The sequence below is a fragment of the Anaeromyxobacter dehalogenans 2CP-1 genome, assembly GCF_000022145.1.
Classification (GTDB): Bacteria; Myxococcota; Myxococcia; order Myxococcales; family Anaeromyxobacteraceae; genus Anaeromyxobacter; species Anaeromyxobacter dehalogenans.
On record NC_011891.1, the window covers coordinates 4,806,718 to 4,831,869 of the forward strand.

Annotated in this window: 28 protein-coding genes; 4 read left to right on the forward strand and 24 right to left on the reverse strand. The window is 74.5% G+C overall.

The window, feature by feature from the left end:
- Positions 1-8: 8 nt before the first annotated feature.
- The 15 genes from A2CP1_RS21715 to kdsB form a co-directional block, all read right to left on the reverse strand.
- Positions 9-1,493 carry a Ni/Fe hydrogenase subunit alpha gene (locus A2CP1_RS21715; protein WP_015935331.1) on the reverse strand — a complete coding sequence of 495 codons (1,485 nt, stop codon included), beginning with the start codon at positions 1,491-1,493 and terminating at the stop codon, positions 9-11.
- Positions 1,490-2,959 carry a hydrogenase iron-sulfur subunit gene (locus A2CP1_RS24125; RefSeq protein ID WP_015935332.1) on the reverse strand — a complete coding sequence of 490 codons (1,470 nt, stop codon included), beginning with the start codon at positions 2,957-2,959 and terminating at the stop codon, positions 1,490-1,492. The genes A2CP1_RS21715 and A2CP1_RS24125 overlap by 4 nt, the downstream gene beginning before the upstream one ends.
- Before the next feature lie 5 nt (positions 2,960-2,964).
- On the reverse strand, positions 2,965-4,863 hold the full coding sequence (locus A2CP1_RS21725) for a 4Fe-4S dicluster domain-containing protein (RefSeq protein WP_015935333.1): 1,899 nt from the start codon (positions 4,861-4,863) through the stop codon (positions 2,965-2,967).
- A gap of 41 nt (positions 4,864-4,904) precedes the next feature.
- Positions 4,905-5,129: a sulfurtransferase TusA family protein gene (locus tag A2CP1_RS21730; RefSeq protein ID WP_012528250.1), complete on the reverse strand. Its 225-nt coding sequence runs from the start codon at positions 5,127-5,129 to the stop codon at positions 4,905-4,907.
- Positions 5,130-5,368: 239 nt separating this feature from the next.
- A complete protein-coding gene (locus A2CP1_RS21735) occupies positions 5,369-5,827 on the reverse strand; it encodes a PTS sugar transporter subunit IIA (RefSeq protein WP_012528251.1) in 459 nt (152 codons plus the stop codon).
- A gap of 133 nt (positions 5,828-5,960) precedes the next feature.
- Positions 5,961-6,515 carry a ribosome hibernation-promoting factor, HPF/YfiA family gene (gene hpf, locus A2CP1_RS21740; RefSeq protein ID WP_015935334.1) on the reverse strand — a complete coding sequence of 185 codons (555 nt, stop codon included), beginning with the start codon at positions 6,513-6,515 and terminating at the stop codon, positions 5,961-5,963.
- 264 nt (positions 6,516-6,779) lie between these two features.
- Positions 6,780-8,285, reverse strand: coding sequence for an RNA polymerase factor sigma-54 (gene rpoN, locus A2CP1_RS21745; protein ID WP_015935335.1), 1,506 nt, complete (start codon positions 8,283-8,285; stop codon positions 6,780-6,782).
- Positions 8,282-9,046, reverse strand: coding sequence for an LPS export ABC transporter ATP-binding protein (lptB, locus tag A2CP1_RS21750; RefSeq protein WP_015935336.1), 765 nt, complete (start codon positions 9,044-9,046; stop codon positions 8,282-8,284). Before lptB ends, rpoN begins: the two co-directional genes overlap by 4 nt.
- On the reverse strand, positions 9,043-9,588 hold the full coding sequence (locus A2CP1_RS21755) for an LptA/OstA family protein (protein WP_015935337.1): 546 nt from the start codon (positions 9,586-9,588) through the stop codon (positions 9,043-9,045). The genes lptB and A2CP1_RS21755 overlap by 4 nt, the downstream gene beginning before the upstream one ends.
- Positions 9,585-10,022: a hypothetical protein gene (locus A2CP1_RS21760; RefSeq protein ID WP_245529899.1), complete on the reverse strand. Its 438-nt coding sequence runs from the start codon at positions 10,020-10,022 to the stop codon at positions 9,585-9,587. The genes A2CP1_RS21755 and A2CP1_RS21760 overlap by 4 nt, the downstream gene beginning before the upstream one ends.
- Before the next feature lie 161 nt (positions 10,023-10,183).
- On the reverse strand, positions 10,184-11,161 hold the full coding sequence (locus A2CP1_RS21765) for a lysophospholipid acyltransferase family protein (RefSeq protein WP_015935339.1): 978 nt from the start codon (positions 11,159-11,161) through the stop codon (positions 10,184-10,186).
- Between the two features lie 71 nt (positions 11,162-11,232).
- Positions 11,233-11,727, reverse strand: a complete 495-nt coding sequence (locus A2CP1_RS21770; protein ID WP_012528258.1) for a KdsC family phosphatase — start codon at positions 11,725-11,727, stop codon at positions 11,233-11,235.
- Complete coding sequence (gene kdsA, locus A2CP1_RS21775; protein WP_015935340.1) at positions 11,724-12,554, reverse strand: 3-deoxy-8-phosphooctulonate synthase; 831 nt, start codon at positions 12,552-12,554, stop codon at positions 11,724-11,726. The genes A2CP1_RS21770 and kdsA overlap by 4 nt, the downstream gene beginning before the upstream one ends.
- 3 nt (positions 12,555-12,557) lie before the next feature.
- On the reverse strand, positions 12,558-14,225 hold the full coding sequence (locus A2CP1_RS21780; RefSeq protein WP_015935341.1) for a CTP synthase: 1,668 nt from the start codon (positions 14,223-14,225) through the stop codon (positions 12,558-12,560).
- A 14-nt stretch (positions 14,226-14,239) separates the two neighbouring features.
- The gene (gene kdsB / locus A2CP1_RS21785; RefSeq protein ID WP_015935342.1) at positions 14,240-14,968 is read right to left on the reverse strand and encodes a 3-deoxy-manno-octulosonate cytidylyltransferase; all 729 of its coding nucleotides are present in this window, start codon (positions 14,966-14,968) and stop codon (positions 14,240-14,242) included.
- Between the two features lie 270 nt (positions 14,969-15,238).
- Between kdsB and wecB the strand changes: the two genes are divergently transcribed.
- From wecB to A2CP1_RS21800, 3 genes are read left to right on the forward strand one after another with little or no spacing between them, the layout of a single operon-like run.
- Entirely contained in the window at positions 15,239-16,342 is a 1,104-nt protein-coding gene (wecB, locus tag A2CP1_RS21790) for a non-hydrolyzing UDP-N-acetylglucosamine 2-epimerase (protein ID WP_015935343.1), read from the forward strand.
- 40 nt (positions 16,343-16,382) lie between these two features.
- Entirely contained in the window at positions 16,383-17,354 is a 972-nt protein-coding gene (locus A2CP1_RS21795) for an RluA family pseudouridine synthase (protein ID WP_015935344.1), read from the forward strand.
- Positions 17,351-17,707 carry a hypothetical protein gene (locus A2CP1_RS21800; protein ID WP_015935345.1) on the forward strand — a complete coding sequence of 119 codons (357 nt, stop codon included), beginning with the start codon at positions 17,351-17,353 and terminating at the stop codon, positions 17,705-17,707. Before A2CP1_RS21795 ends, A2CP1_RS21800 begins: the two co-directional genes overlap by 4 nt.
- Positions 17,708-17,818: 111 nt before the next feature.
- Here A2CP1_RS21800 and A2CP1_RS21805 read toward each other — a convergent pair whose 3' ends face one another.
- The 4 genes from A2CP1_RS21805 to rplU all read right to left on the reverse strand — a co-directional run bounded on the left by A2CP1_RS21805 (position 17,819) and on the right by rplU (position 20,237).
- A complete protein-coding gene (locus tag A2CP1_RS21805) occupies positions 17,819-18,496 on the reverse strand; it encodes a TrmH family RNA methyltransferase (protein ID WP_015935346.1) in 678 nt (225 codons plus the stop codon).
- Positions 18,493-19,557, reverse strand: coding sequence for a GTPase ObgE (obgE, locus tag A2CP1_RS21810; RefSeq protein WP_015935347.1), 1,065 nt, complete (start codon positions 19,555-19,557; stop codon positions 18,493-18,495). The genes A2CP1_RS21805 and obgE overlap by 4 nt, the downstream gene beginning before the upstream one ends.
- A gap of 93 nt (positions 19,558-19,650) precedes the next feature.
- A complete protein-coding gene (gene rpmA / locus A2CP1_RS21815) occupies positions 19,651-19,908 on the reverse strand; it encodes a 50S ribosomal protein L27 (RefSeq protein ID WP_011423227.1) in 258 nt (85 codons plus the stop codon).
- A gap of 23 nt (positions 19,909-19,931) precedes the next feature.
- On the reverse strand, positions 19,932-20,237 hold the full coding sequence (gene rplU / locus A2CP1_RS21820; RefSeq protein ID WP_012528267.1) for a 50S ribosomal protein L21: 306 nt from the start codon (positions 20,235-20,237) through the stop codon (positions 19,932-19,934).
- Positions 20,238-20,463: 226 nt separating this feature from the next.
- On the opposite strand from rplU, the gene A2CP1_RS21825 reads away from it, so the two are divergent.
- On the forward strand, positions 20,464-20,889 hold the full coding sequence (locus A2CP1_RS21825; protein WP_015935348.1) for a hypothetical protein: 426 nt from the start codon (positions 20,464-20,466) through the stop codon (positions 20,887-20,889).
- Between the two features lie 65 nt (positions 20,890-20,954).
- On the opposite strand, the gene A2CP1_RS21830 is transcribed toward A2CP1_RS21825, so the two are convergent.
- From A2CP1_RS21830 to gatB, 5 genes are all read right to left on the reverse strand, one after another.
- Positions 20,955-21,419: a YkvA family protein gene (locus A2CP1_RS21830; RefSeq protein WP_015935349.1), complete on the reverse strand. Its 465-nt coding sequence runs from the start codon at positions 21,417-21,419 to the stop codon at positions 20,955-20,957.
- 62 nt (positions 21,420-21,481) lie between these two features.
- On the reverse strand, positions 21,482-22,399 hold the full coding sequence (locus A2CP1_RS21835; RefSeq protein WP_015935350.1) for a potassium transporter: 918 nt from the start codon (positions 22,397-22,399) through the stop codon (positions 21,482-21,484).
- A 64-nt stretch (positions 22,400-22,463) separates the two neighbouring features.
- A complete protein-coding gene (mtnA, locus tag A2CP1_RS21840; RefSeq protein ID WP_015935351.1) occupies positions 22,464-23,483 on the reverse strand; it encodes an S-methyl-5-thioribose-1-phosphate isomerase in 1,020 nt (339 codons plus the stop codon).
- Positions 23,480-23,695, reverse strand: coding sequence for a hypothetical protein (locus A2CP1_RS21845; RefSeq protein ID WP_015935352.1), 216 nt, complete (start codon positions 23,693-23,695; stop codon positions 23,480-23,482). The genes mtnA and A2CP1_RS21845 overlap by 4 nt, the downstream gene beginning before the upstream one ends.
- Positions 23,696-23,697: 2 nt before the next feature.
- Positions 23,698-25,152 carry an Asp-tRNA(Asn)/Glu-tRNA(Gln) amidotransferase subunit GatB gene (gene gatB / locus A2CP1_RS21850; protein ID WP_015935353.1) on the reverse strand — a complete coding sequence of 485 codons (1,455 nt, stop codon included), beginning with the start codon at positions 25,150-25,152 and terminating at the stop codon, positions 23,698-23,700.

Genomic DNA, 25,152 nt, shown 5'->3' on the forward strand with positions numbered 1-25,152 from the left:
CGGCAGCCTCAGTCCACGTCCTCCGGCACGCGCCGCCGGATCACCTCGCGCACCGCGCCGTCGGCGCCGCGCACCGTGACCACCAGCGGCAGCTCGCCGGGCAGCGCGTGCGACGCGCACGCGTTGCAGGGGTCGTACGCCCGGAACGCCATCTCCAGGCGGTTCAAGAGCGCCGCGTCCACCTTCCCGCCGCGGATGAGCCCCTTCGCCGCCTTCCGCACCGAGACCTGCACCGGCGCGGCGTTGTGCTGCGAGGCGACCACCAGGTTCGCGGCGGTGAGGATCCCGTCGGCGTCGGCGGCGTAGTGGTGGAAGAGCGTGCCCCGCGGCGCCTCCACCGCGCCCACGCCCTCGCGCGGCCCGGGCAGCGGCGCCGGCACCTCGCGCACGTGCGGATCGCCGAGGCCCGGATCCTCCGCGAGCTGCTGCGCGGTCTCCGCCGCCTGGAGCGCCTCGACCAGCCGCGCCCAGTGGAACGCGAGCGTCTGGTGCGCCGGCCAGCCCAGCGCCTCGAACAGCCGCTGCCGCTCCGCCTCGGCGCGCGGCGTGGCCATGGCGCGGGCCACGTTGAGCCGCGCCAGCGGGCCCACGCGGTACAGGCCGGTGTCGTCGCCCTCGGTGAAGCCGGTCCAGCCCTTCGACTTCAGATACGTGAGCTTCGCGTAGGTCCAGGGCTCGACCCGCTCGGCCAGGTGGTCGAGCCAGTCGCGCGGCGCGAACGTCGCCAGCTCGCGCCCGGCGGGGTCGATCACCCGCAGCCGCCCGTCGAGGAACGCGAGCCGGCCGTCCGCGTCCACCATGCCCATCGAGTGGCAGCGCACCCGGTACGCGTCGCTGGCGAGCGCCTCCGAGTACTCCGGGTGGTCGAGCACCGCCGCGCGGAACGAGGCGAGCGTGTCCTCGGCGAAGCGCACCAGCCCGGGCGCGAGCGCGCGGGCGCGGGCCACCGTGGCGGCGTCCACCGCCTTCGAGATGCCGCCCGGCAGCGCGAACACCGGGTGCACGGTGCGCCCGGCCAGCGCCGCCATCAGCTCGCGCGCCTCCCGCCGGGCGGAGAGGATGCGCTTGCCGAGATCCGCGCCCACCTTCGCGAGCACGCCCAGGATGTTGCGCATGGGCGCGGGCGCGTCCGAGCCGGCGTAGAAGTCCGGGCCGCCCATGTACCAGTAGTGGAGGAGGTGATCCTCGAAGATGAAGAGCTGGTAGTAGAGCGCGCGGGCGAGCCGGGCCGCCGGCGGCGGCTCGACGGCGTAGAGCGCGTCGAGCGCCTGCACCGCCGCGAGGTGGTGCGCCGCCGGGCAGACGCCGCACACGTGCGCGGTGAGCTGCGGCATCTCCTCGGCCGGGCGGCCCACGCAGAAGCGCTCGAAGCCGCGCAGCTCCGGCACCTGCAGGAGCGCGCTCTCCACGTCGCCGGCGTCATCGAGCAGGATCTCGATCTTCCCGTGCCCCTCGAGCCGGGTGATGGGGTCGATGGTGATCCGCCGCGTCACGCGCCCGCCTCGCCTTCCGGTCCGGACGGCCCGGCCGGCCGCACCCGGCGCGGCAGCAGCGCCGCGGCGTAGGAGTAGCGCCAGAACGTGCCCGCCGGATCCGGCACCGCCGCGCCGAGCGCCGCCGGGTCGGCGCCGCCCAGCAGCGAGGCGAAGCCGGAGAGCATGGCCGCGCCCGCGTCGCGCACGCCGTCGAGCGGCCCGAAGCAGCCGCGGCAAGGCATCCCCGCCTCGACGCAGCCGGGCTGGCACCCCTGGCGCGTCGCCGGGCCCATGCACACGAGCCCCTGGGCGAGGAAGCACAGGTCGGGGTCCACGGCGGAGGTGGCGAGGCGGCGGAGCGCGTCGAGCGCGATGCGCTCCGGCCGCGAGCCCTTGCGCGGGCAGCCTTCGCAGAGCGAGACGTCCGGCGCGAGCACCGCGCCGCGCGGCGGCGGGGCGTCGCCGAGCAGCGCGTCGAGCGCCGCCTGCACCACCGCCGGCGAGGGCGGGCAGCCGGGGACGGTGTAGTCCACCGGCACCACGTCCGCGAGCGTGAGCGTGCGCGGCAGGAGCACCGGCAAGGAGAGCGCCGCGCCGTCCACGCGCACCGGCCCGCCGGGCAGCGGCGCGTCCGGGTTCGCGACGCTGGGCGGCGCGCGGTAGGCGGCCTCGAGCAGCGCCTCCGGCTCGGACAGGTTCCCGAGCCCCACCACGCCGCCCAGGTGCGCGCAGGCGCCGAACGCCACCAGCGTGCGCGCCTTGCGGCGCAGCAGGCGGGCCCAGTCCTCCTGCTCGTCGAGGCGCACCGCGCCGTTCACGAACGCGAGGTCGATCCCGCCGTCGGGCAGCGCCTCCACGTCGGCGCGCTTGTGGTCGGTCGCGACCGGCCAGAGCACCACCTCGACGCGCTCCAGCAGGCCGGCGAAGCCGTCGCCCAGGTCCACCACCGCCTCCTCGCAGCCGCCGCAGGAGGCGTTCCAGTAGAACGCGACGCGCGGCTTCCCGCCGGCGCGCGGGGAGAGCGGCGCCGGCGCGGGATCGGCGCCGGCGAGCGCGGCGCCGGCCCCGTCGAGCGCGCGCCGCGCGTAGTCGAGCGGCCCGAGCGCCCGGAGCGCCGCGGTCATCTCGCGCACCTCGCCGGCGAGCCGCTCCGCCTCGTTCGCGCCCGCCCACGTCATCCGGAAGCGCGCCGGCTCGATGCCCGCCTGCTCGAGCGCGCCCGCCAGCACCGCGCCGCGGGCCGCGGCCCGCAGGTTGCCGTCGAGGTAGTGGCAGTCGCCCGGGTGGCAGCCGGCCACCAGCACGCCGTCGGCGCCCTCGCGAAAGGCCTGGAGCACGAACGCCGGCTCCACCCGCCCGGTGCACATGACGCGCACCGTGAGCAGGCTCTGCGGCATCTCCAGGCGTTGCTGCCCGGCGCGGTCCGCGGCGGCGTACGCGCACCCGTTGCAGAGGAACGCCACGATGCGCGGCTCGTGGGCCACCCGGCTCACCTCCCCGCCAGCAGCGCGGAGATCTCCGCGGCGATCTGGGCGCGGGTGAAGTGGCGGGCGCTGGCCGCGCCGGTCGGGCAGGCCGCGGCGCACGTGCCGCAGCCGCGGCAGTCCACCGCCAGCACCGTGGCCTTTCCGTCCGCGCCGTCGATCACCATCGCGCCGAACGGGCAGGCGGCGACGCACATCCCGCAGCCGCCGCACAGCGCCGCGTCCACCTCGGCGGCGAGCGGCTCGAGCGCGCGCCGCTCCCCCGGCCGCAGCGTGGCGAGCACCTGGCCGGCCGCGGCGGCGCCGTCGCGGATGGCGTCGCGGATGCTCCGCGGGCCGGCGGCCGCGCCGGCCACGTACACGCCGGCGGTGCGGGTGGCGGTGGGCTCGAACGGGCTCGCGCCGCCGTCGGCGAGGAAGCCGCGGCGGTCGGGCGCGAGGCGCAGCAGGGCGGCGAGCGAGGCGGCGCCGCCCGCGCCGCGCGAGGGCGCGTGGATCGCCACCAGGTCGGCCCGCCGGCGCGTGGCGCCGCCGCCGGGCTCGGCCAGCCGGACCTCGAGCGCGCCGTCCGCCGCGGCGACGCCGCCTTCGACGAGCGCGCCCGGGAGCAGCTCGACCCCCTCGCGCCGGAGCGCGGCCGCGAGGCCGACGAGCTGCGGCGCGCGATCGAGGCCGCCCGCGACGGCCACCCGCGCCGAGGGCAGCCGGGCGCGGACCCGCTGCGCGAGCTTCAGCACCTCGCGCAGCGCCAGCTCCCCGTCCGCCTCCGCCGCGCTGGTGGCGAGCAGCACCGCCTCCGGCGTCCGCCCACCCGCGCCGCGCAGCGCGCCGCCGGTGGGGCCGTCCGGGTGGAGCATCCGCTCGAGCTGCCAGGAGGACACGAGCCCCTCCGGCCCCTCCACCGCGCCGGGCTCGAGGCCGGTCGCGATCACGATCGCGCCCACCTCCACCTCGCGCGAGCGCGGGGCGTCGTCGAGGCGCACCGCGCCGAACGGGCAGGCGCCGGCGCAGGCGGCGCAGCCGGGCGGGCAGGCGGCGCGGTCCACCACCGCCGCGTGCGGCAGGCACCCTGCGTACGGCAGGTGGATGGCCTTGCGGGCCGGCTCGCCGCCGGACGGATCCGCGACCTCGACCGGGCAGGCGGCGCCGCACACCTCGGCGCAGCCCAGGCACGCGGCCGGGTCCACGTGGCGCGGCGCGACGACCAGCTCCACCGTGAACCGGCCGGCCGAGCCGCGCACGCGCCGGACCTCGGCGCCGGTGAGCACCTCGATGCGGTCCGAGTGCAGGACGCGGTCGAGCGCCGGCTCCATGAAGCAGCTCGCGCAGGCGAGCTCCGGGAACACCTCGTCGAGCCGGTTCGCGAGCCCGCCGAGCGCGTGCGCGCGCTCCACCAGCACGACCTTCCGGTCCTTCTGCGCGAGCGCCAGCGCCGCGGAGATCCCGGCCGCGCCGCCGCCCACCACCAGCGCGTCGGCGCTCACCTCGACGTCGCCCTCCGGCAGCGGGCGCTGCAGCGCCACCCGCGCCAGGCCCGCGGCCACCAGGCGCCGGGCGCGCGCGGTCACGTCCGCCGGCGCGCCGCCCAGCCACTCGGCCTGCTCGCGCAGGTTCACCATGTGGAGCTGCCAGGGCGAGCGCCCCGCGCCGGCGAGGACGCCGCGGAAGGTGTGCTCGTGCTCGCGGGGCGAGCAGGCCCCCAGCACCACGCGCTCGATCCCGCCCGCGCGGATCCGCTCGGCGAGCCACGCCTGGCCCTCCGGCGAGCAGAGCACGTCGTGGACGGCCACGTCGGCGGCGGCGGGGAACGCGCCGGGCGCGGAGAGATCCGGCAGCCGCACCGCGCGCCCGAGGTTCGGCCCGCAGCGGCAGAAGTAGAGGCCGGTCCGGCTCGGCGACGCCATCGTGGTTCCCGCGGCGCGCCCCACGCAGATCGGCCGCTCTCTCAGTACTGTATCTGGATCACCGTCTTCACGCCGTCGCCGCGTACCGAGAGCAGCGTCTTGCGGCGGCGCTCGCAGAAGGTGCGGATGTCCTTCTCGAACGTGGGGCAATCGCCGGTGATCTCGACCATCGTGCCGGACGGCGTCTCGGCGGTCTCGACCGCCAGCTTCAACACCGGCTGCGGGCAGCGCATGCCGCTGCAGTCGATCTTCATGATGGATCCCACCGCTCGCTTCCTCCAGGGCCGGACGCGACCGGGACCGGTGCCCCCCGCCGGCGCGATCGGGAGGGGCGGGGTGGGTCGCGTTCGCCGGGCGGGACCATACCTGTCCGCTCCGCTCGACGTCAAACCCAGGCGGGGCACTCCCCGAGCGCCGTGACGACGCAGGGAATCCCCGTGTTCGCGGGGAGTTACGGCGCAGCGTGGCAGGTCGGTCGGCCGCCCGGCGGGCGCCCGGTCGGACGTCAGTACTTCGCGTCCTCCGCCTCGATGAGGCGGTAGATCTCGGCCGCGTCGGGCGCCTTCATGATCGCCTCGCGGAAGGCCGGGTTCTTGAAGATCCGGCTGATCCGGGCGAGCGCCTTGAGGTGCGTGCCGGCCGAGTTCTCGGGGGCGAACAGCGCGAAGAACAGGTGGGTGGGCTTGCCGTCGATGGCGCGGAAGTCCACGCCGCCGGCGGATCGGCCGAAGCTCGCCATCAGGCCGGGCAGGCCTGGGACCTTGCCGTGCGGGATGGCCACGCCCTCGCCGATGCCGGTCGAGCCGAGCTTCTCGCGATCGAGCAGCGTCTCGACCAGCCGCTGCCCGTCGACCTTCTGGCTGGCGGCGAGCGGACGGACCAGCTCGGCCAGCACGGCGGGCGCCGCCTGCCCGGAGAGGCTGGCGATCACGGCGTCGGACCGGAGGAACTCGACGATCTTCATGGCGGACCGGCGTCAGCTAACACAGGTGGCAACGTGTGGGCAAGAAGGCAAGGCGAGGGGCCGGCGGGTCGCGCGGGGGACGCCGCGACGGGCGGGACGCGGCGCCCCGGGACGCCGCGCCCCACCGCCGGGATCAGGCCGGGTGCGCCTCGATGAGGCCGACGTTCCCGTCGTCGCGCCGGTACACCACGTTGATGCTCCGGTCCTCCGCGTTCTGGAACACGTAGAAGTGCGCGTCGAGGAGGTCGAGCTGGAGGATCGCCTCGTCGAGCGACATGGGCTTCGCCTGGAACTCGGTGCTCTTGATCACCTTGTGGCTGGGGCGCGACGAGTCCTCGAGGATCCCGAGCACGTCGTGGCGCACGTCCACCGGCGGCTGCTCCGGCGCCGCGGGGGCGGCCTTGTGGTTCTGGAGCTTCTCCTTGTGCTTCTTCAGCTGCCGCTCGATCTTGTCCGCGGCCGCGTCGATCGACGCGTACATGTCCCCGGTCTTGGCGGTGCCGCGCAGCAGGAACCGCCCCGCCTTCACGGTCAGCTCGGCGTGGTGCTTCAGGTTCTCCAGGTGGAGGACCGCGTACGCCTCGGTCGGGCGGTCGATGTACTTCTGCACGCGCTCGACGCGATCGCGGACGTGGGCCTTGAGGGCTTCGGTGGGATCCAGATGCCGGAAGGTGATGTTCACCTGCATGAACCGCCTCCTTGGGAGGACCGCAAATGCTTCGGCCGCGGTCCGGCGGGTTCTGTGTCCCGTCGGTGCCGCGGCCGCGAATGCTGCCGGAGCTGGCAACATGTCGAGGTCATAATACCCCAGGGCCGCCGCGATCGATCTCCGCGATCGCCCTCGCCCCGGGCCTGACGGGGCCTCGGCGCTCCCGCGATCGGGCGCCCGGCCGGCCTCCGCGGGCCGGGTCGCCCCGCCGCCCGTCGCCGGATCCCGGGACGCCGTCCGCGGCTAGAAGTACTTCTTGCGCTTCGAGCTGGGCAGGATCCCCAGCACCTCGCGGTACTTCGCGACGGTGCGGCGGGCGATCTCGATGTTCTGGCCCTTCAGGAGCTCGACGATCTTCTGGTCGGAGTGCGGGTGCTTCGGGTCCTCGGCCGCGACGATCTGGCGGATGTGGTTCTTCACCGCCTCGCTCGCGATCTCGTCGCCGCCGGTCTTCTGGATCGCCGAGTTGAAGAAGAACTTCAGCTCGTAGATGCCCTGCGGCGTGTGGACGTACTTGTTCGTGGTGACGCGCGAGACGGTGGACTCGTGCATCCCGATGTCCTCGGCCACGTCTCGCAGGATGAGCGGCTTCAGGTGGGCGATCCCCTTGTCGAGGAAGTCGCGCTGGAACTTCACGATCGACTCGGTGACCTTGTAGATGGTCCGCTGCCGCTGGTGGATGGACCGGATGAGCCACACCGCGCTGCGCAGCTTCTCCTGGATGTACTCCTTGGCCTTGCCCGCCTCGCCGTTCTTGAGCGCGGCGCGGTACATGCCGGAGATGCGCAGCTTCGAGAGGCCGTCGTCGTTGAGGACGGTGACGTACTTGTCGCCCATCTTGTGGACGTAGACGTCGGGGGTGATGTACTGCGCCTCCTCGCCGGAGTAGGCGCGGCCCGGCTTCGGCTCGAGGCGGCTGATCACCTTCACCGCCTTCACCACCTCCTCGATGGGAACCTTCAGGTCCTTGGCGATGGCCTGGTAGTTCTTCGACTCGAGGTGCTTCAGGTGGCGCTCGATGATCGCGACGATCTCGGGCGTGTCGGCGTTGATCGCGACCACCTGGATCAGCAGGCACTCGCGCAGGTCGCGGGCGGCGACGCCGATCGGGTCGAAGGTCTGCACCTTCCGCAGCACCCGCTCGGCGACCTCGATGCCCTGCCCCGACTCGAACGCCACCCGCACCAGCGGATCGCGCGAGGTGGCCTCGTCGGCCTCGCCCTCCACCGCCGGCATCTTGAAGTAGCCGTCGTCGTCGAGGTTCCCGATGATGAGCATCGCGACCTGCTCCTCGTCGGGCGTGAAGTTCGAGAGGCGCAGCTGCCACACCAGGTGGTCGACGAGGTCGGTCTTCTTGGTGAGCGTGGCCTCGTAGCCGGGCAGCTCCTCGTCGGAGAGGCCGCGGTTGGAGGGCGCGGTGTGGCCCTGGAGCTGGTACTGGTCGAGGTACTGGTCCCAGTCGATCTCGTTCGCGCCCTCCTCGCCCTTCACCTCCTCGGCCTTTTCCGCCTCCTTGTGCTCGGGCTTCGCCTCGATCTCGGCCTGCTCGGCGGGGCTGGCGCCGTCGGGCACCGCCTGCTCGTCGTTCTCGTCCGCCCCCTCCAGCATGGGGTTCTCGGTCATCTCGGTGCGGATGAGATCGACCAGCTCCATGCGCGAGAGCTGCAGGAGCTTGATGGCCTGCTGCAGCTGGGGCGTCATCACCAGCTGCTGGGTCATCTTGAGGTGCTGCTTCAGCTCGAGGCTCATCGAGGCTCCGCTGGCTGGTGGTCGTCCAGCCTGAACTTGTCGCCGAGGTACACGGCCCGCGCGCGCGGGCTCGCGGCGATCTCGACGGGCGTCCCCTGCTCGAGGATCGAGCCCGAGGAGAGGATGTACGCGCGCCCGCAGATGCCGAGCGCCTCGCGCACGTTGTGGTCGGTGATGAGGACGCCGATGCCGCGATCGCGCAGGCCGCCGATGAGGCGCTGCAGCTCGCCCACCGCGATGGGATCCACGCCGGCGAACGGCTCGTCGAACAGGATGTAGCGGGGGCTGGAGAGCAGGCTGCGCGCCACCTCGGCGCGGCGGCGCTCGCCGCCGGAGAGCTGCTCGCCCAGCGAGTCCGCGACCTTCTCCAGCCGGTACTCGGCGAGCAGCGCCGCGGCGCGCGCGTTCCGCTCGGCGCGCCCGACGCCGAGCGCCTCCAGCACGCCCACGAAGTTCTGGCGCACCGTGAGCTTGCGGAAGATCGACGCCTCCTGCGGCAGGTACCCGACGCCGAGCCGCGCGCGCCGGTGCATGGGCAGCCGGGTGAGGTCGTGCTCGCCGAGCGTCACCTTGCCGCGCTCCGGCACCACCAGCCCCACCACCATGTTGAACGAGGTGGTCTTGCCGGCGCCGTTCGGGCCGAGCAGCCCCACCACCTCGCCGGGCGCGACGTGGAACGACACGCCGTCCACCACGCGGCGGCCGCGGTAGGACTTCACCAGCCCCTCGGCCCTGAGGAGCGCGTCGCCGGCCGCGGTCACTTGCCCTGCCCCTTGCGCTGCGCGTCCAGCTCGCGGCGCCGCTGCTCCACCTCGGCGCCCGGCACGGTGATCCGGACCGGCACGCCGCCGCCCTCCAGCTTCACCTCGTCGGTGCGCAGCTCGTACACGAGCCGCCGGCCGTGCGCCTCGGTGCCGCGGTCGCGCAGCACCGCCGCGCCGTCGCAGGTCACCCGCGCGGCCGCGTTCTCGTAGGTGGCGGTCTGGCAGGTCACGGTGCGCTCGCCGCGGACCAGCTTCACGTCGCCGCGGCACACCGCCGTCTCGATCACGCCCGCCTCGTCGTTCTTCGCCTCGAGCCGCGCGCAGGTCAGCACCGCGTCGTCGCGGGTGAGCGTCACCGGCTTCCCGGTGAACACCACCTCGCGGCGCTGGAACGCGTAGCGGACCTCGGCGGCGTCCACCCGGTAGTCCGGGGCCGCCCGCGCGGCGCCCTTCGCGGCGGGCGCAGGCCGGGTCACGGGCTTGCCCTGGGCCGGCGCCGGGGCGGCGGTGAGCAGCGCGGCGGCGAGGAGCGCGATCACCGCAGCTCCCCCCCGCCGGTCAGCCGCGGGCTCCCGCCCAGCGTCAGCTCGCCGGTGCCGGCGTCGAGCACGAACCCGGTGCCCTCGAGCCGGTAGCCGCGCCCGTCCACCGTGAGCGCCTGGTCCCCGCGGACCATCCCGCCCTCGCCCTCGGGCGTGTACCGGGCGCTGGGCGTCCGGGCCACGTCGTCCCGGTGACGCACCGTGACACCGCCGTGCGCCTCGAAGGTGTGAGCCGACAGGGTCCCCGAGCCCTCCGGCGCGGCGATCCGCACCGGGTCCCCACCGCGCGGGAGGACGGCCACGACGTCCCGTGCCCGGAGCAGGGTCGAGTCGCGCTCCAGCGTCGCGGTGCGCGCCTCGCCCTCGACGCGCAGGTCCGCCCCCCGCCACACGCGGAATCGAACCCCCTCGAGCATCAGCTCAGGCACCACGTCACGCGCCTCCACGGGCTGGGCGGGCTGGCATCCGGTGCCGAGCCCGAGCGCGAGAGCGGCGGCCAAGCCGGCCGCCGTCCGCATCCAAAGCCGCTGAAACATAGCATTCTTTCCTTGGTGGATCGACAGGCACAGACCTTGCTTTATGCCCGGGCGCCCTAGCCGCGTGAAAGCTCAGCGCTTTTCGGCACTGCCTTTGCTTGGGGTCCGTCGGCCTGGTTCTCGCCTTCGGGGCGCGTCTTCCAGCGCTCGTGCATCCACACCCACTCGGCCGGGTTCCGCCGGATGGCTGTCTCCAGGGCGGCAGAGCAGGCGGCGGTCAGCCGGACCGCCTCGGCCTCGCGATCGGGCGGGTCGGCGGCGAACGGGATCTCCACGCACTCGAGGAGGTGGCCGTCGCCCGCGCGCGGCCCTCGGCGGCGGATGGTGCCGACCACGACCGGCGCGCCGAAGCGGATCGCGAGGTCGGCCGCGGCGCGCGGCGTGTACGCGAGCCGGCCGAAGAACGGGACGAACACGCCCTGGACCTTCGTGTCCTGGTCGATGAGCAGCCCGAGGGCCTTCCCCTGCCGGAAGGTGCGGATGATGGCGCGGCCCGTGTCGGGGTTCTCGCGCCAGAGCGTGGTGACGCCGCCGGCGGCCCGGAAGCGCTCCGCCACCCGGTTCAGCCCGGCGTCGCCGCCGGCCTTGGCGATGACGGCGTTCGGGATGCCGGCCCGGGCGATGCGCCGGGCGAGGAGCTCCCAGCTCCCCACGTGGCCGGTGACGAACACCATGCCCCGGCCGCGCGCGATGACCTCCTGGAGCAGCCCGGGCGGCGACAGCTCGACGTACGTCTCGAGCCGCGCGTCGTAGCTGCGGATGGCGGCGAGCTCGAGCGCGGTGCGCCCGAGGTGCACGAACATGGCGCGCGCGATGGCCTCGCGCTCGGCCTCGGGCTTCTCGGGGAACGCGACGGCGAGGCTCCGGAGCGCGAGCCGCCGCGTGCCGCGGGCGAGGTGGTAGCCGGCGCGGCCCACCAGCCCGCCGAGCGCGAGGGCGGGACCGAGGGGCAGGAGGCCCAGGATCCAGAGGAGGGCGCGGACCAGCGCGGAGCGGACGCTCCTCTTGATCCGCTTGCGGAGCGGTACGGCCATGGCGGGCGCACGCTAGCACGGGATCCGGGGCGATCGTCAGCCCCGGGCGGCCTCGGCCCGGCGCGGCCGGCCTACAGGCCGCGGGCGCGGAGCAGCAGGTCGCAGAGCTCGCGGACCGCGCCGCGGCCGCCGGGCGCGGCGGTGACGAGGTGCGCGACGGCCTTCGCCTCGGGCCGCGCGTCGGCGGGGCAGGCGGCGAGGCCCACCTTCGCGAGCAGCGGGACGTCGTTCACGTCGTCGCCCATGTACGCCACCTCGGCGTCGGGGATGCCCAGGTGCGCGAGCCGCGCGTAGCCGGCCAGCTTGTCGCGCTCGCCGAACACGAGGTGCTGGAAGCGCAGCTCGCGGAGGCGCGCCTCCGAGGCCTTGCCCGGCCGGCCGGAGACGACGCCGAACGGGACGTGCTCGCGCAGGAGCACGATGCCGTGGCCGTCCTTCACGTCGAAGACCTTCAGCGCCTCGCCGTCCGGGCCGTAGTAGAGCCGGCCGTCGGTGAGCACCCCGTCCACGTCCAGCAGCACCAGCCGGACGCGCGCGGCGCGGGCGAGGAGCTCGGCCTCGGTCACGGCTGCCCCAGCGCGTGCCGGACCGCCAGCACCTCGCGGAGCACGCGGTCGGCGGTGGGGAAGTCGAGCGAGTTGGGCCCGTCGGACTTCGCCACCGCCGGGTCCTCGTGGATCTCCATGAACAGCGCGTCGATGCCGACGGCCGCCGCGGCGCGCGCCAGCGGCGCCACGAACTGCCGGTCGCCGGCGGTGGTGTCGCCGCCGGAGCCCGGCATCTGCACGCTGTGGGTCGCGTCCATGCACACCGGCACGCCCAGCTCGCGCATCTGCACCAGCCCGCGCATGTCCACCACCAGGTTGCCGTAGCCGAAGGTGGCGCCGCGCTCGGTGAGGAACACGTTCTCGTTGCCGCCCTCGCGGCACTTGGCGACCGCATGGCGCATCTCGCGCGGCGCGAGGAACTGGCCCTTCTTCACGTTCACGGCGCGCCCGTGGCGCGCGCAGGCGATGACGAGGTCGGTCTGCCGGCACAGGAACGCGGGCACCTGCAGCACGTCCACCACCCGCCCGGCCGGCTCGGCCTGCCAGGTCTCGTGCACGTCGGTGAGGCACGGCAGCCCGGTCTCGCGCTTCACCGCCTGGAACGCGGCGAGGCCCGCCTCCAGGCCGGGGCCGCGGTAGCTCTTGCCGGAGGAGCGGTTGGCCTTGTCGAAGCTGGCCTTGAACACCACCGGCAGGCCGTGCTTCGCGGCGAGCTCCTTCACGCGGCGGGCGTGGCGGAGGCCGTGCGCCTCGTCCTCCATGACGCACGGCCCGGCGATGAGCAGGAGCGGCTGCCCGTCGCCCACGAGGTGCCCGCCCACGCGGGCCAGGATCGGCTGGGACATCGGCTATCCGTTCTTCCCGACCGCGAGCTTCTTCACCTCGGCCGGGGGCTGGCGCTGCTGGGCGTCGCGGTGCTCGAGGGCGGCCTTCACGAAGCCCGCGAACAGCGGGTGCGGCGCGAAGGGCTTGGAGCGGAACTCGGGGTGGAACTGGCAGCCCACGAAGTGCTGCCCGGGCAGCTCGATCATCTCCACCAGGCCGAGGTCCGGGTTCACGCCGGAGAACACCATCCCGGCGGCCTCGAACTGGGCGCGGTAGTCGTTGTTGAACTCGAAGCGGTGGCGGTGGCGCTCGTGCACCAGGTCGGCGCCGTACAGCGCGCGGGCCTTGGTGCCCTCCTTCAGCGCGCACGGGTACGCGCCGAGGCGCATGGTCCCGCCCTTGTCGGTCACGCCCTTCTGCCCCTCCATCAGCGTGACCACCGGGTGCGGCGTCTGCTCGTCGAACTCCAGCGAGTTCGCGCCGGCCAGCCCGAGCACGTTGCGCGCCATCTCGATGACCGCCATCTGCAGGCCGAGGCAGATGCCGAAGAACGGCACCTTGTGCTCGCGGGCGTACTTCACGCCCAGGATCTTCCCCTCGGTCCCACGGATGCCGAAGCCGCCCGGCACCAGGATCGCGTCCACCTTCTCCAGGTCGGAGAGGTCGCCCTCCTCCAGCTTGGTCGAGTCGATGAACGCCAGCTTCACCCGCGCGTCGTTCGCGATGCCGCCGTGGACCAGCGCCTCGTTGAGGCTCTTGTAGCTCTCGTGGAGCTCCACGTACTTGCCGACGATGCCGATCCGCACCTCGCCGCGGCGCGGGTTCTTCACCTTGTCGACGATGGTCTCCCAGCGCTCGAGGCGCGGGGCGCGGCTCCAGATGTTGAACAGCTCGGCCAGCTTGTCGTCGAGCCCCTCGCGGTGGAGCGAGAGCGGCACCTCGTAGATCGACGGGACGTCGAGCGCGGTGAACACCGCCGACGGGTCCACGTTGCAGAACAGCGCGATCTTGTCCTTCATGTCGCGCGGGATCTCGCGGTCGGAGCGGCACAGCAGCAGGTCGGGCTGGATGCCGATCTCGCGCAGCTCCTTGACGCTGTGCTGGGTGGGCTTCGTCTTCAGCTCGCCGGCCGCGGCGATGAACGGCACGAGCGTGAGGTGCGCGTAGACCGCGTTCTCCTCGCCCACGTCGTACTTCATCTGGCGGATCGCCTCGAGGAACGGCAGCGACTCGATGTCGCCGACCGTGCCGCCCACCTCGACGATGAGGATGTCCGCGCCGCCGGCGGCCTCGCGGATCACCGCCTTGATCTCGTCGGTGATGTGCGGGATCACCTGCACGGTCTTGCCCAGGTACTCGCCCCGGCGCTCGCGCTGGATGACGTTCTGGTAGATGCGGCCGGTGGTGTAGTTGTTCCGCCGGGTCATCTTGGCGCTGGTGAAGCGCTCGTAGTGCCCGAGGTCGAGGTCGGTCTCGGCGCCGTCGTCGGTGACGAACACCTCGCCGTGCTGGAACGGGCTCATCGTGCCCGGGTCCACGTTGATGTACGGGTCGAGCTTGAGGTGCTGGACCTCCAGCCCCCGGTTCTCGAGCAGCGCGCCGATCGACGCCGCCGAGAGCCCCTTGCCGAGCGAGCTCACCACGCCGCCGGTGACGAACAGGTACTTCGTCTTCTTTCCCCGCTTGACCATGTGCTCTCCCCGGATCACGCCCCGGCGGCCAGGAGCGCCCGCGCGCGCTCCAGGTCGTCCGGCGTGTCGATCCCGAAACCCCGGTAGCCGGTGTCGGCCACACGGATGTCGTACCCGTGCTCGAGCGCCCGCAGCTGCTCGAGCGCCTCCTCGCCCTCGAGCCGGCCCGGCGCGAGCGCGGTGAACGTCTCGAGGAACGCCGCGGTGAACGCGTAGATGCCCACGTGGGCGCGGGCGAGCGGGCTCTCGCCGCCGGCGCGCCGGTGCGGGATGGGCGCGCGCGAGAAGTACAGCGCGTCGCCGCTCGCCCGGGTCACCACCTTGACGACCTGGGTCCGCTCCAGCTCCCCCGCGGCGAGCGGGCGAGCGAGCGTCGCCATGCGGACGCCGGCCTCCATCGCGCCGATGACCGCCTCGATGGCCTCCGGCTCGATGAGCGGCTCGTCGCCCTGCAGGTTCACCACGATCTCCGGCCGCGGCGCGAGCTTGCGCGCGGCCTCCGCCACCCGGTCCGTGCCCGTCGCGGCCGGTCCGGTCAGGATGGCCTGGCCCCCCGCGTCCCGCGCGGCGCGCGCGATCCGGTCGTCGTCGGTGGCGACGGCCACGACGTCCACCCCGCGGGCGCGCTGCGCGCGCTCGACCACATGGGCGATGAGGGGCTTGCCTGCCAGATCGGCGAGGGGCTTTCCCGGGAAGCGCGAGGCGCCGTACCGGGCCGGGATGATGACCGCGACGTGTCTCAAACCGGGATTGCAAAGTACGCGGGGGGATCCCCCGAGTCAACGGCAGGTTTCGAGCGCCCGGGATTCATTCAGGACGGGGCCGTCCCTGCCCTCCGGAGCGGAGCTCCGCGGGGCCCCACCTTGCTGCGCGGGCCCGTGACCTCGCGCGCCCGCCTGCGCGGGGGCGCGCGAGGTCCCCGCGGGCGCGCCCGGCGGCGCGCGGGCCGCCGGGGCAGCGCCGGTGCGCGCGCGGGTCATTTCGGGGGAGCGCCGGGCCGCCTAGCTTTCGACATGGCCCTCGTGCTCCACGTGGTCGGCGCCCGTCCCAACTTCATGAAGGTCGCACCCCTGATGGCGGCGCTCTCCCGGCGGGGCGCTGCGCAGCGGCTGGTCCACACCGGCCAGCACTTCGACGAGCGGATGAGCGGGGTGTTCTTCGCCGAGCTCGGGCTGCCCCGCCCCGACCTCGACCTGGGGGTGGGCTCCGGCACCCACGGCGAGCAGACGGGCCGGGTGATGATCGCGTTCGAGCGGGCGCTGCTCGAGGCGGCGCCGCGGCCGGACCTGGTGGTCGTGCCCGGCGACGTGAACTCGACCGTGGCGGCCGCGCTGGTGGCGGCGAAGCTCGGGATCCCGGTGGCGCACCTCGAGGCGGGCCTGCGCAGCTTCGACCGGACCATGCCGGAGGAGCTGAACCGGGTGGTCACCGATCACCTCTCGGACCTGCTGCTCACCCCGAGCCCCGACGCCGACGAGAACCTCGCGCGCGAGGGGATCCCGGCCACGCGCGTGGCGCGGGTCGGGAACCTCATGATCGACACGCTCCGCGCCCACCTTCCGCGCGCCCGCGCGCTCGCGGCCTGGCGCGGCCTGGGCCTCCCCGAGGGCGGCTACGCCGTCGTCACGCTGCACCGGCCCTCCAACGTGGACGATCCCGCCGGCCTGGGGCGGCTGCTCGGCGCGCTGGCGGAGGTCGCGCGCGCGCTGCCGGTGGTGTTCCCGGTCCACCCGCGCACCCGCGCCCGCCTCGCCGACCCCGCGCTGGCCGGGGCCGCCGCCGCGCTGCGCCTGGTCGAGCCGCTCGGCTACCTCGAGTTCCTCTCGCTCACCAGCGCCGCGCGCCTGGTGCTCACCGACTCCGGCGGCCTGCAGGAGGAGTCCACCGCGCTCGGCGTCCCGTGCCTCACGCTGCGCGAGAACACCGAGCGCCCCATCACCGTGGCCGAGGGGACGAACCACGTGGTGGGCACCGACCCCGCGCGCATCGCGGCGGAGGCCCGCCGCGCGCTCGACGCCGGCCCGGGACGCGGCCGCACCCCGGCGCTCTGGGACGGGCAGGCGGGGGAGCGGGCCGCGGACGCGGTGCTCGCGTTCCTGGCCGGCGCGCGGGCCTGACCGGCGCCTCGCGGGGACGGGGGCGCGGCGGCGGCGCCCGGTGTATGGTGCGCCGGTGACGCAGCAGGTCCGGGTCCGCTTCACGGTCGAGCCGAACTACGCGGGGTGGCGCCTCGATCGCTACCTGCAGGAGAAGATCCGCCGGCTCTCGCGCGAGCGGGTGCAGCGGCTCATCGAGCACCGCCTCGAGACCGAGGACGGCCGCCGGCTGAAGCCCTCCACCCGCGTCGCGCCCGGCCTCTCCTTCGCGCTCCTCAAGGACGCCGAGGCCGAGCCGGACACGCCGCAGGCGTTCGCGGTGGTGCACGACGACGGCGCGCTGCTGGTGGTGGACAAGCCCGCCGGGCTGCCGGTCCACCCCACCGCGCGCTACGCGGCGAACACGTTCACCTCGCTCGCGAAGCTCCGCTACCCGGACCGCAAGGTGGACCCGGCGCACCGGCTCGACCGCGAGACCTCCGGCCTGCTCGCCTGCGGGACCGCGCCCGAGGTGACGAAGGTCCTGAAGCGCGACTTCGCCCACGCGCGCGTGCACAAGACCTACCTCGCGCTCGCGCTCGGCGCGCCGGCGGAGGACGCGTTCACGGTGGACGCGCCGCTCGCGCTCACCGGCGCGTCCGCGGTGCGGGTGCGGATGCACGTGGCCGCGGCGGGGCTGCCCTCGCAGACCGCGTTCGAGGTGCTCGCCCGCCGCCGCGCGCCGGACGGCGCCCCGGTGGCGCTGCTCGCGTGCCGGCCGCGCACCGGGCGCCAGCACCAGATCCGCGCGCACCTCGCGCACGCCGGCCTGCCCATGGTGGGCGACAAGATCTACGGGCCGGACGAGGAGATCTTCGACCGGTTCACCCGCCGTGCGATGACCGACGAGGACGTCGCGCTGCTCCGGCTGCCGCGGCACGCGCTGCACGCCTGGCGGCTCGAGCTGCCGCACCCGCTCACCCGCGCGCCGGTCCGGCTGGAGGTGCCGCTCCCGCCCGACCTGGCCGCGTTCTGGGAGGGCTGCGCCCCGTGAACGCCTACGACTTCGCCGGCCTCGTGGGCGGGCTCACCGGCGCGTGGATGGCGATCGGGGCCGGGCTCCTCGGGATCGCGGCCGGGCTGCGGCTCGCGGCGGTGCGGGGCCGGCCGGGCAAGGGCCGGGGGTCGCGGGGCGCGCTCGCGTTCGCGCTGGTGGTCGGGCTCGCCGGGCTGGCGCTGTTCGCGGCCGCCGAGCGTGCCCCGTTCCGCCGCGCGCTCGATCACGCCGCGCCCTGGGTCCTCGGCGCCGCCGCGCTGGTGGGGCTCGTCGCGGGGTGGCGGGCGGCGAGGAAGCGGCCCGCTCCGCAGGAGCCGGACACGGCGCCGGAGCCACCGGCGGACCCCTGACCGCCGCGATCGCTCGCCCCTCGACAGGCTCGGGACGAGCGGACGTTCACGCACCGCTCATGATGAGCCCCGTCGAACCATGAGCGGGGATCGCCGCCGGGCCCGTGACCGTCAGCCGCGAAACCGCGCGTGCCGCGCGATCCGGTCGCGGACCGCCTCGGCCTTGGCGATGCGGCTGCGCTGCTTCACCGCCAGCAGGTAGAAGCGCTCCCGCAGCACCTGCGCCTCGTCCTCGGGCAGGTCGCCGTGGCGGCCGCGCTCGACCTCGCGCCGCTCCACCGCGTGGGCGAGCGAGATGGCCGCCGCCACCGAGACGTTCAGCGACTGGACGAAGCCGCGCATGGGGATCGCGTAGCAGGCGTCGGCGAGCGCCAGCGCCTCCTCCGAGACGCCGCGCTGCTCGTTCCCGAACACGAGCGCCACCTTGCCGGCGAAGGAGAGCCCGGCCATCGGCGTGGACCGCTCGCCCAGGTGCGTGGCGTAGATCGCGAACCCCTCCGAGCGGAGGTGGGCGAGGCACTCGGCGGTGGAGGACCAGCGCCGCACGTCCAGCCACTTGTCCGCGTTCTGGCTGATCTTCTTGTTGCGGTCGTAGGGCTTCATGGGCCCCTCGATCGCGTGCAGCGTCTGGACCCCGAACGCCTCGCAGGTGCGCAGCACCGCGTTCACGTTCTGCGGATCGCAGAACGCCTCCATCACCACGGTGAGCGTGCGGGTGCGGTTCGCCACCACCGCGTCGATGCGGGCCCGGCGCTCCGGGAGCACGAACGCGGGGTCGCCCAGCTTCACGCGCGCGCCCTCGGCTTCGCGAGCTTCTTGCCGCCGCCGCCGCGGTGCGGCCGCGCCTCCTTGAAGAGCGCGCGCCCGACCGCGTCGAGGAGGGCGTCGAGCCCCTCGCCGGTGACCGCGGAGACGAGGTGCACCGGCACCGGCTTCTTGCGCCGGCCGAGCAGCTTCTGCAGCTTCACGCCGGCGGCGCGCGCCTCGGGGACGTCGATCTTGGTCACCGCCACGATCTGCGGCTTCCGCGCCAGCTCGTCGGAGTAGGCGGCGAGCTCGGCGTTGATCGCGTCGAGATCGGGCTTGGGCGCGCGGCCCGGCTCCGGGTTCGCGCCCTCCACCAGGTGGATGAGGACGCGGCAGCGCTCCACGTGCCGGAGGAACTGGTGCCCCAGGCCGGCGCCGGCGTGCGCGCCCTCGATGAGCCCCGGGATGTCCGCGACCACGAAGCTCCGCTCGCGCCAGCCGACCACGCCGAGGTTCGGCGTGAGCGTGGTGAACGGGTAGTCCGCGATCTTCGGCCGGGCGCGCGAGATGCGGCTGATGAGGGTGGACTTCCCGGCGTTCGGGTAGCCCACGATCCCCACGTCGGCGAGCAGCTTCAGCTCGAGGACGAGGTCCCGCTCCGCGCCCGGCGTGCCGTCCTCGGCGTAGCGCGGCGCCTGGTTGGTGGAGCTCGCGAAGTTCATGTTGCCGAGCCCGCCGCGGCCGCCCTTCGCGATCACGACGCGCTCGCCCGCGGCGCCCAGGTCGCAGAGCTGCTCGCCGGTGGCCGCGTCCTTCACCACCGTGCCCGGCGGGACGCGCAGGACCAGGTCCGCGCCGTCCTTGCCGTTCATGTCCGAGCCGCTGCCCTTCTCGCCGTTCCGCGCCTTGTGCTCGCGGATGTAGCGGTAGTCGAGCAGGGTGGAGAGCTGCGGATCGACCTCCAGCACCACGTCGCCGCCGTTGCCGCCGTCGCCGCCCGCCGGGCCGCCCCGCGGGATGAACTTCTCGCGGCGCCACGCGACGGCACCGTCGCCGCCGTCGCCGGCCTTCACGTGGATCTTCACCTCGTCGACGAACTTCACGAGCGACCTCGAGAAACGCGAAGCGCCGCGGACCCGAGGATCCGCGGCGCGCGCAGTGCCGTCGCCCCGAGCCGTGCCGGAGGCGAGGGGAGCTTACGCCCCGGGGAGCACCGACACCACGCGGCGATCGCCGCGGGTCCGGCTGTACTTCACGGTGCCGTCGATGAGGGCGAACAGCGTGAAGTCCTTGCCCATACCGACGTTCTGGCCGGGATGGACGAGCGTGCCGACCTGGCGGACGAGGATGTTGCCCGCGACCACCTTCTCGGACCCGTAGACCTTGATCCCGCGGCGCTGGCCGGGAGAGTCGCGCCCGTTGCGCGAAGAGCCCTGTCCCTTTTTGTGAGCCATTTCCTGCTCCGTTCGCCCCGGGCCTAGGCCCGGACCGTGGTGATGAGGACCTCGGTGTAGGGCTGACGGTGGCCCCGCTTCTTGGTCCAGCCTTCCTTCTTCTTCCGGAAGTGGATGACCTTCTTGTGCTTGTCCTGGGCGACGATCTCGCCCTCGACGGTGACGCCGGCCAGGGTCGGCGTGCCGACCTTCGCCTCGCCCTCACCCCCGACGAGCAGCACGTCGAAGTTCACCTTCCCGCCGACGTCGCCGGCGAGCTTCTCGATCTTCACCCGGTCGCCCTGGGCGACGCGATACTGCTTCCCGCCGGTCCGAATCACCGCGTACATCGCTTCTCTCCTCGGAATCTGGGGAGGAAAACACGGCCGCGCGCGTGCGAGCGCGACGATCCGGCCCTCCGGAAGGGCGGTCATATACGATCGCGCCGCGGCACCTGTCAAGGAATGCCGGGCAGTTGGATCGGCGCACCCTCGCCTGCCGCCCAGGGGGGGGGCGCCGATGTGGGCACCCCTGCACCTTGCGGCCTGCGGCCGATCGGTCGATCCTCCGCGTCCTATGAACAAGCGACACCTGATCGCCCTCGCGTGCGCGCTCGCGCTCCCCTGCCTCGCGGAGGCCCAGGCCTCGGTGCAGCTCCGCCTGGACCTTCCGGTCGTCCTCCCTCAGCTCGTGGTGGTCTCCCCCGGCGTCCAGGTGGTGCCGGACGTCGAGGAGGAGGTCTTCTTCGTGGACAGCTGGTACTGGGTCCGCCACGACGGCGGCTGGTACCGCGCCCGCAGCCCGCGCGGCGGCTGGGCGTTCGTGCAGCCGCGCTACGTCCCGTCGCGGCTCGTCCAGGTTCCCCCCGGGAAGTACAAGCGCTTCCACCCGGGCAAGGGCCACGGCGCGCCGGCCCGCTACGAGGGCGGCGGCCACGGTGGCCACGGCGGCGGCGACCACGGCCACCCGGGCAAGGGCGGCAAGGGCCACGGCAAGCACTGACGCGTGCGGCACCGGCGGGCGGTGGGGTCGGACCCCGCCGCCCGCGCCGCGTCCGGCGGCCGCGATCACAGCCCGAAGTGCGCCGGCGACAGCCCCTTCCACTGACAGTAATCGCGCAGCTCGCGCTTCACGAGCCCCCAGGTCAGCGCCAGCGCCAGGACGTCGTCGGTGAAGCCGAGCGGCACCAGGAAGTCGGGGATGAGGTCCACCGGGGAGACCACGTAGACCACCGCCGCGGCCAGCGCCGCGACCGCCTTCCACGGGACCTTGCGGTAGGTGCCGTTCGCGTAGTCGCGGATGACCATCCAGAGCAGGCGCAGCTTGCTGCGCAGCTTCGCCGGCGCGGTCTTCGCGTACCAGGGCGGGCGCGCGAGGAAGCGCCGCGCCGCCTCCGCGTGCTCGCCGGCGGTCTCCGGCGTCACGTCGCGCGCGTCGCGGGCGAGCTCGCGGGCGGCGGCGTCGCGGCAGGAGATGCAGTCGGCGTTCGTGCCCTGGGGGCGGCCGCAGGCGGGGCAGGTGCGGGGGGCCATGCCGGGGATCCTAATCCCCGGGGGCCGCCGGCGGGGAGCGCCCCGGCCGCGTCGGGCGGGGCTCACCCTTCGCGGGCGCGGCGCCGCGCGCGCTCGGGGCGGGAGGCGGGCTCGGCCTCGCCCACCTCGTGGAAGCGGCGGTAGTCCACCGCGCGCCGCCCGTCCGGCAAGGTCCGCACGATGGGCGCGAAGCGGGCGCCCCAGCGGATGCGCGCGGCGGGGTAGACGTGGCGGGCGTAGATGACGCGGGTGAGCGCCTCGTCGTAGCCGCTGAACGTCACGATCACCTCCGCCTCGGCGCTCTCCAGCGCGCCCGCGTCCGCGCCGGCGAGCGGGCTGCCCGGCCCGATCACGTGGGCTGCGGTCCAGGCGTGCGAGAACAGCGCGGTGCCGCCGCGCACCAGCGGCAGGTCGTGGGCGCGCCGGACCGGCTCGCCGTCGTCGTCGAGCTCCTCGCGCACCAGCATCACCGACACCTTCGCGTCCACCACGTGGCTGGTGCGCTCGTTCGCCATGCGGAACTGGAGCGCCTCGCCCCCGCGGTGCGGGCCGATCACGGCCACCTCGCTGAACAGCACCCGGGCGCGGAGCAGCGAGAACTTCGCGAGGACGATGCCCGCGCCGATCACGAGCTCCGCCCAGCGCACGAACCCCTCGGCGCCCGTCACCAGCCCGGCCGCGAGCGCCCGGGGCGCGAGCGCCGCCCGCACCTCGTCGGCCGAGGCGCCGCGCGCGAGCGCCACCAGCGCCGCCACCGCGGAGCCGCGCGCCGCCGGCCCGGCGTCGCCGAGCGCGTAGTGCGCCGCCTCGAACCCCGCTGCGGTGACGAAGTACACGAGCGCGTACACGGCGCAGAGGCGCGCCCAGGAGCCGGTGACGAGCCGGTGGTACAGGTCGGCGAGCGGGCGGCGCCGCAGGCCGATCGCGACCAGGCCGCGGGTGGCCTGCCCGAACACGCGGGTGTGGGTGAGGTCCGCCATGCGGCCGCGGATCGTAGACGCAGGGTGCAAGGCGCGGCTAGGCGCCGGACCGCCTACCCCGGCGCTACCGCGTGCTGGCCAGCGCCGCCAGCCCGGCCGCGTGCGGCGCGCGCACCACGCCGCGCTCGGTCACGATGGCGGTGACGAGCGCCGCGGGCGTGACGTCGAAGGCCGGGTAGCGCGCCGGGACCCCGACCGGCGCGATGCGCTGGCCGGCCAGCATGACCACCTCGTCGGCGCCGCGCTCCTCGATGGGGATGTCCGCGCCGGTGGGCGTGGCGAGGTCCACGGTGGACCACGGGGCGGCCACGTAGAAGGGCAGCCGGTGGTGCGCCGCGAGCACCGCCAGCGCGTAGGTGCCGATCTTGTTCGCCACGTCGCCGTTCGCGGCGATGCGGTCGGCGCCCACCACCACGCAGCCGATCTCGCCGCGCGCCATGAGCCAGCCGGCCATGCCGTCGGTGAGCAGCGTCACCGGGATGCCGTCGCGGTGCAGCTCCCAGGCGGTGAGCCGGGCGCCCTGCAGGAACGGGCGCGTCTCGTCGGCGAACACCGAGATGGCGTTCCCGGACTCGACCGCCGCGCGCACCACCCCGAGCGCGGTGCCGTAGCCGGCGGTGGCGAGCGCGCCGGCGTTGCAGTGGGTGAGCACCCGGGCGCGGGCGGGCACGAGCGGCGCGCCGAGCGCGCCGATGCGGCGGCAGGCCGCCTCGTCCTCGTCGCGGATGGCGTGCGCCTCGGCGAGCACGTCCGCGGCCGGCGCGCCGAGCCGCGCCGACATGCGCCGCACCGCCCAGGCCAGGTTCACCGCGGTGGGCCGGGCGCGGGCGAGCAGGTCCGCCGCGGCGCGCAGCCGCTCCGGGCCGGCGCCCCGCCGCGCCTCCACGGCCAGTGCGTAGGCCGCCGCCACGCCGATGGCGGGCGCGCCGCGCACGGTGAGGTCCTTGATCGCGGCCGCCACCGCGTCGGCGGTGGAGAGCTCGAGCCAGCGCTCCTCGGCCGGCAGCGCCTTCTGGTCGAGCAGGCGCACCAGATCGCGGGCGTCGTCGTACAGCACCGGCCGCAGGGGTTCACGTACCGTCATCGCTCTCCCTTGCCCAGCCCGGCGAAGAGCCGCAGCGCGAAGTACCCGGCCGCGCAGGCGGCCACGCCGGCCGCCGGCCAGCGCCCCTGCGCGCCCAGCACCCCGGCCACCACCGCCGAGCCCGCCAGCGCCACGCCCAGGAAGATCCGGCTCGGGCCGCCGGTCGCGCCGGCGCCGGCCGGCCCCGCACCCCACCCTGCCCAGCGCGCCACGATCAGTCCCCCAGCTTCCTGCGCAGCAGCGCGTTCACCACCGCCGGGTTGCCCTTGCCGCGCATCTCCTTCATGACCTGCCCGACGAAGAAGCCGAGGAGGTTCTTGCGGCCGCCGCGGTACTTCTCCGCCTCGCCCGGGTTCGCGGCGAGCACCTTGTCCACCGCGGCCTCGATGGCGCCCTCGTCGGACACCTGCGCGAGCCCCTTCGCCTTCACCACCGCGTCGGGCTCGGCGCCGGTGCGGAAGACCTCCTCCACCACCTGCTTCGCGCCCGGGCCGCCGATGGTGCCGGCGTCGACGAGGCGCAGCACCGCGGCGAGCCGCGCCGGCGTCATCTTCCAGGCGGCGGGCGCCTCGCCGGTCTCGTTCGCCAGCCGCGCCAGCTCCCCGGTCACCCAGTTCGCGACCTTCTTCGCCGCCTCCGGGCCGGCGCCGTACGCCCCGAGCGCCGCGTCGAACCAGGCCGCCACCGCGGCGTCCGCCACCAGGTTGCCGGCGTCGTAGGCGGAGAGCCCCAGCCTGCGCTGGTAGCGCTCGGCCCGAGCGCGCGGCAGCTCCGGCAGCTCGCCGCGGATCCGCTCCACCAGCGCCGCCTCGACGATCACCGGCGGCAGGTCCGGCTCCGGGAAGTAGCGGTAGTCGTGCGCCTCCTCCTTCGAGCGCATCGAGCGGGTCTCGCCGCGGTCCGGGTCGAACAGCCGCGTCTCCTGCACCACCGGCTCGCCCGCCTCGATCAGCTCCACCTGGCGGCGCGCCTCGAACTCGATCGCCTGCTTCAGGAAGCGGAACGAGTTCATGTTCTTGATCTCGCAGCGCGTGCCGAGCTCGGAGGCGCCCTTGCGCATCACCGACACGTTCGCGTCGCAGCGGAGCGACCCCTCCTGCATGTTCCCGTCGTTCACCCCGAGCGCCATCAGGATCGCGCGCAGCGCCTTCAGGTACTCGACGGCCTCCTCGGCGGAGCGCAGGTCCGGGCGCGAGACGATCTCGACGAGCGGCACGCCGGCGCGGTTCAGGTCCACGCCGGAGGCGCCGTCCGCGGACACGTCGTGCACGTTCTTGCCGGCGTCCTCCTCCATGTGGATCCGGACCAGCCGCGCGGTGTGGTCGCGGCCCTCGAGCGTGAACGTCACCTCGCCGCCCTCGCAGATGGGCAGCTCGTACTGCGAGATCTGGTAGCCCTTCGGGAGGTCCGGGTAGAAGTAGTTCTTCCGCGCGAACACGCTCTTCGGGCGGATCTCGCAGCCGAGCGCGAGACCGGTCCGCACCGCCATCTCCACCACCGCGCGGTTCAGCGCCGGGAGCGCGCCGGGGAGGCCCAGGCACACCGGGCAGGTGTGCGCGTTCGGCGCGCCGCCGAACGCGGTGGAGCAGCCGCAGAAGATCTTGCTCCGGGTGAGGAGCTGCGCGTGGACCTCGAGCCCGATCACCACCTGGAAGTCGGAGAGGGGCAT

Bases quoted from the DNA above. Each gene is read 5' to 3' on its own strand.
- A2CP1_RS21725 (WP_015935333.1), bottom strand. From the start codon at position 4,863: ATGGCGTCGCCGAGCCGGACCGGCCTCTACTTCTGCCGCTGCGGGCCG.
- A2CP1_RS21735 (WP_012528251.1), bottom strand. From the start codon at position 5,827: ATGAAGATCGTCGAGTTCCTCCGGTCCGACGCCGTGATCGCCAGCCTC.
- hpf (WP_015935334.1), bottom strand. From the start codon at position 6,515: ATGCAGGTGAACATCACCTTCCGGCATCTGGATCCCACCGAAGCCCTC.
- rpoN (WP_015935335.1), bottom strand. From the start codon at position 8,285: ATGAGCCTCGAGCTGAAGCAGCACCTCAAGATGACCCAGCAGCTGGTG.
- A2CP1_RS21765 (WP_015935339.1), bottom strand. From the start codon at position 11,161: ATGGCCGTACCGCTCCGCAAGCGGATCAAGAGGAGCGTCCGCTCCGCG.
- kdsA (WP_015935340.1), bottom strand. From the start codon at position 12,554: ATGTCCCAGCCGATCCTGGCCCGCGTGGGCGGGCACCTCGTGGGCGAC.
- A2CP1_RS21780 (WP_015935341.1), bottom strand. From the start codon at position 14,225: ATGGTCAAGCGGGGAAAGAAGACGAAGTACCTGTTCGTCACCGGCGGC.
- wecB (WP_015935343.1), top strand. From the start codon at position 15,239: ATGGCCCTCGTGCTCCACGTGGTCGGCGCCCGTCCCAACTTCATGAAG.
- rpmA (WP_011423227.1), bottom strand. From the start codon at position 19,908: ATGGCTCACAAAAAGGGACAGGGCTCTTCGCGCAACGGGCGCGACTCT.
- rplU (WP_012528267.1), bottom strand. From the start codon at position 20,237: ATGTACGCGGTGATTCGGACCGGCGGGAAGCAGTATCGCGTCGCCCAG.
- A2CP1_RS21825 (WP_015935348.1), top strand. From the start codon at position 20,464: ATGAACAAGCGACACCTGATCGCCCTCGCGTGCGCGCTCGCGCTCCCC.
- A2CP1_RS21830 (WP_015935349.1), bottom strand. From the start codon at position 21,419: ATGGCCCCCCGCACCTGCCCCGCCTGCGGCCGCCCCCAGGGCACGAAC.
- A2CP1_RS21835 (WP_015935350.1), bottom strand. From the start codon at position 22,399: ATGGCGGACCTCACCCACACCCGCGTGTTCGGGCAGGCCACCCGCGGC.
- mtnA (WP_015935351.1), bottom strand. From the start codon at position 23,483: ATGACGGTACGTGAACCCCTGCGGCCGGTGCTGTACGACGACGCCCGC.
- gatB (WP_015935353.1), bottom strand. From the start codon at position 25,152: ATGCCCCTCTCCGACTTCCAGGTGGTGATCGGGCTCGAGGTCCACGCG.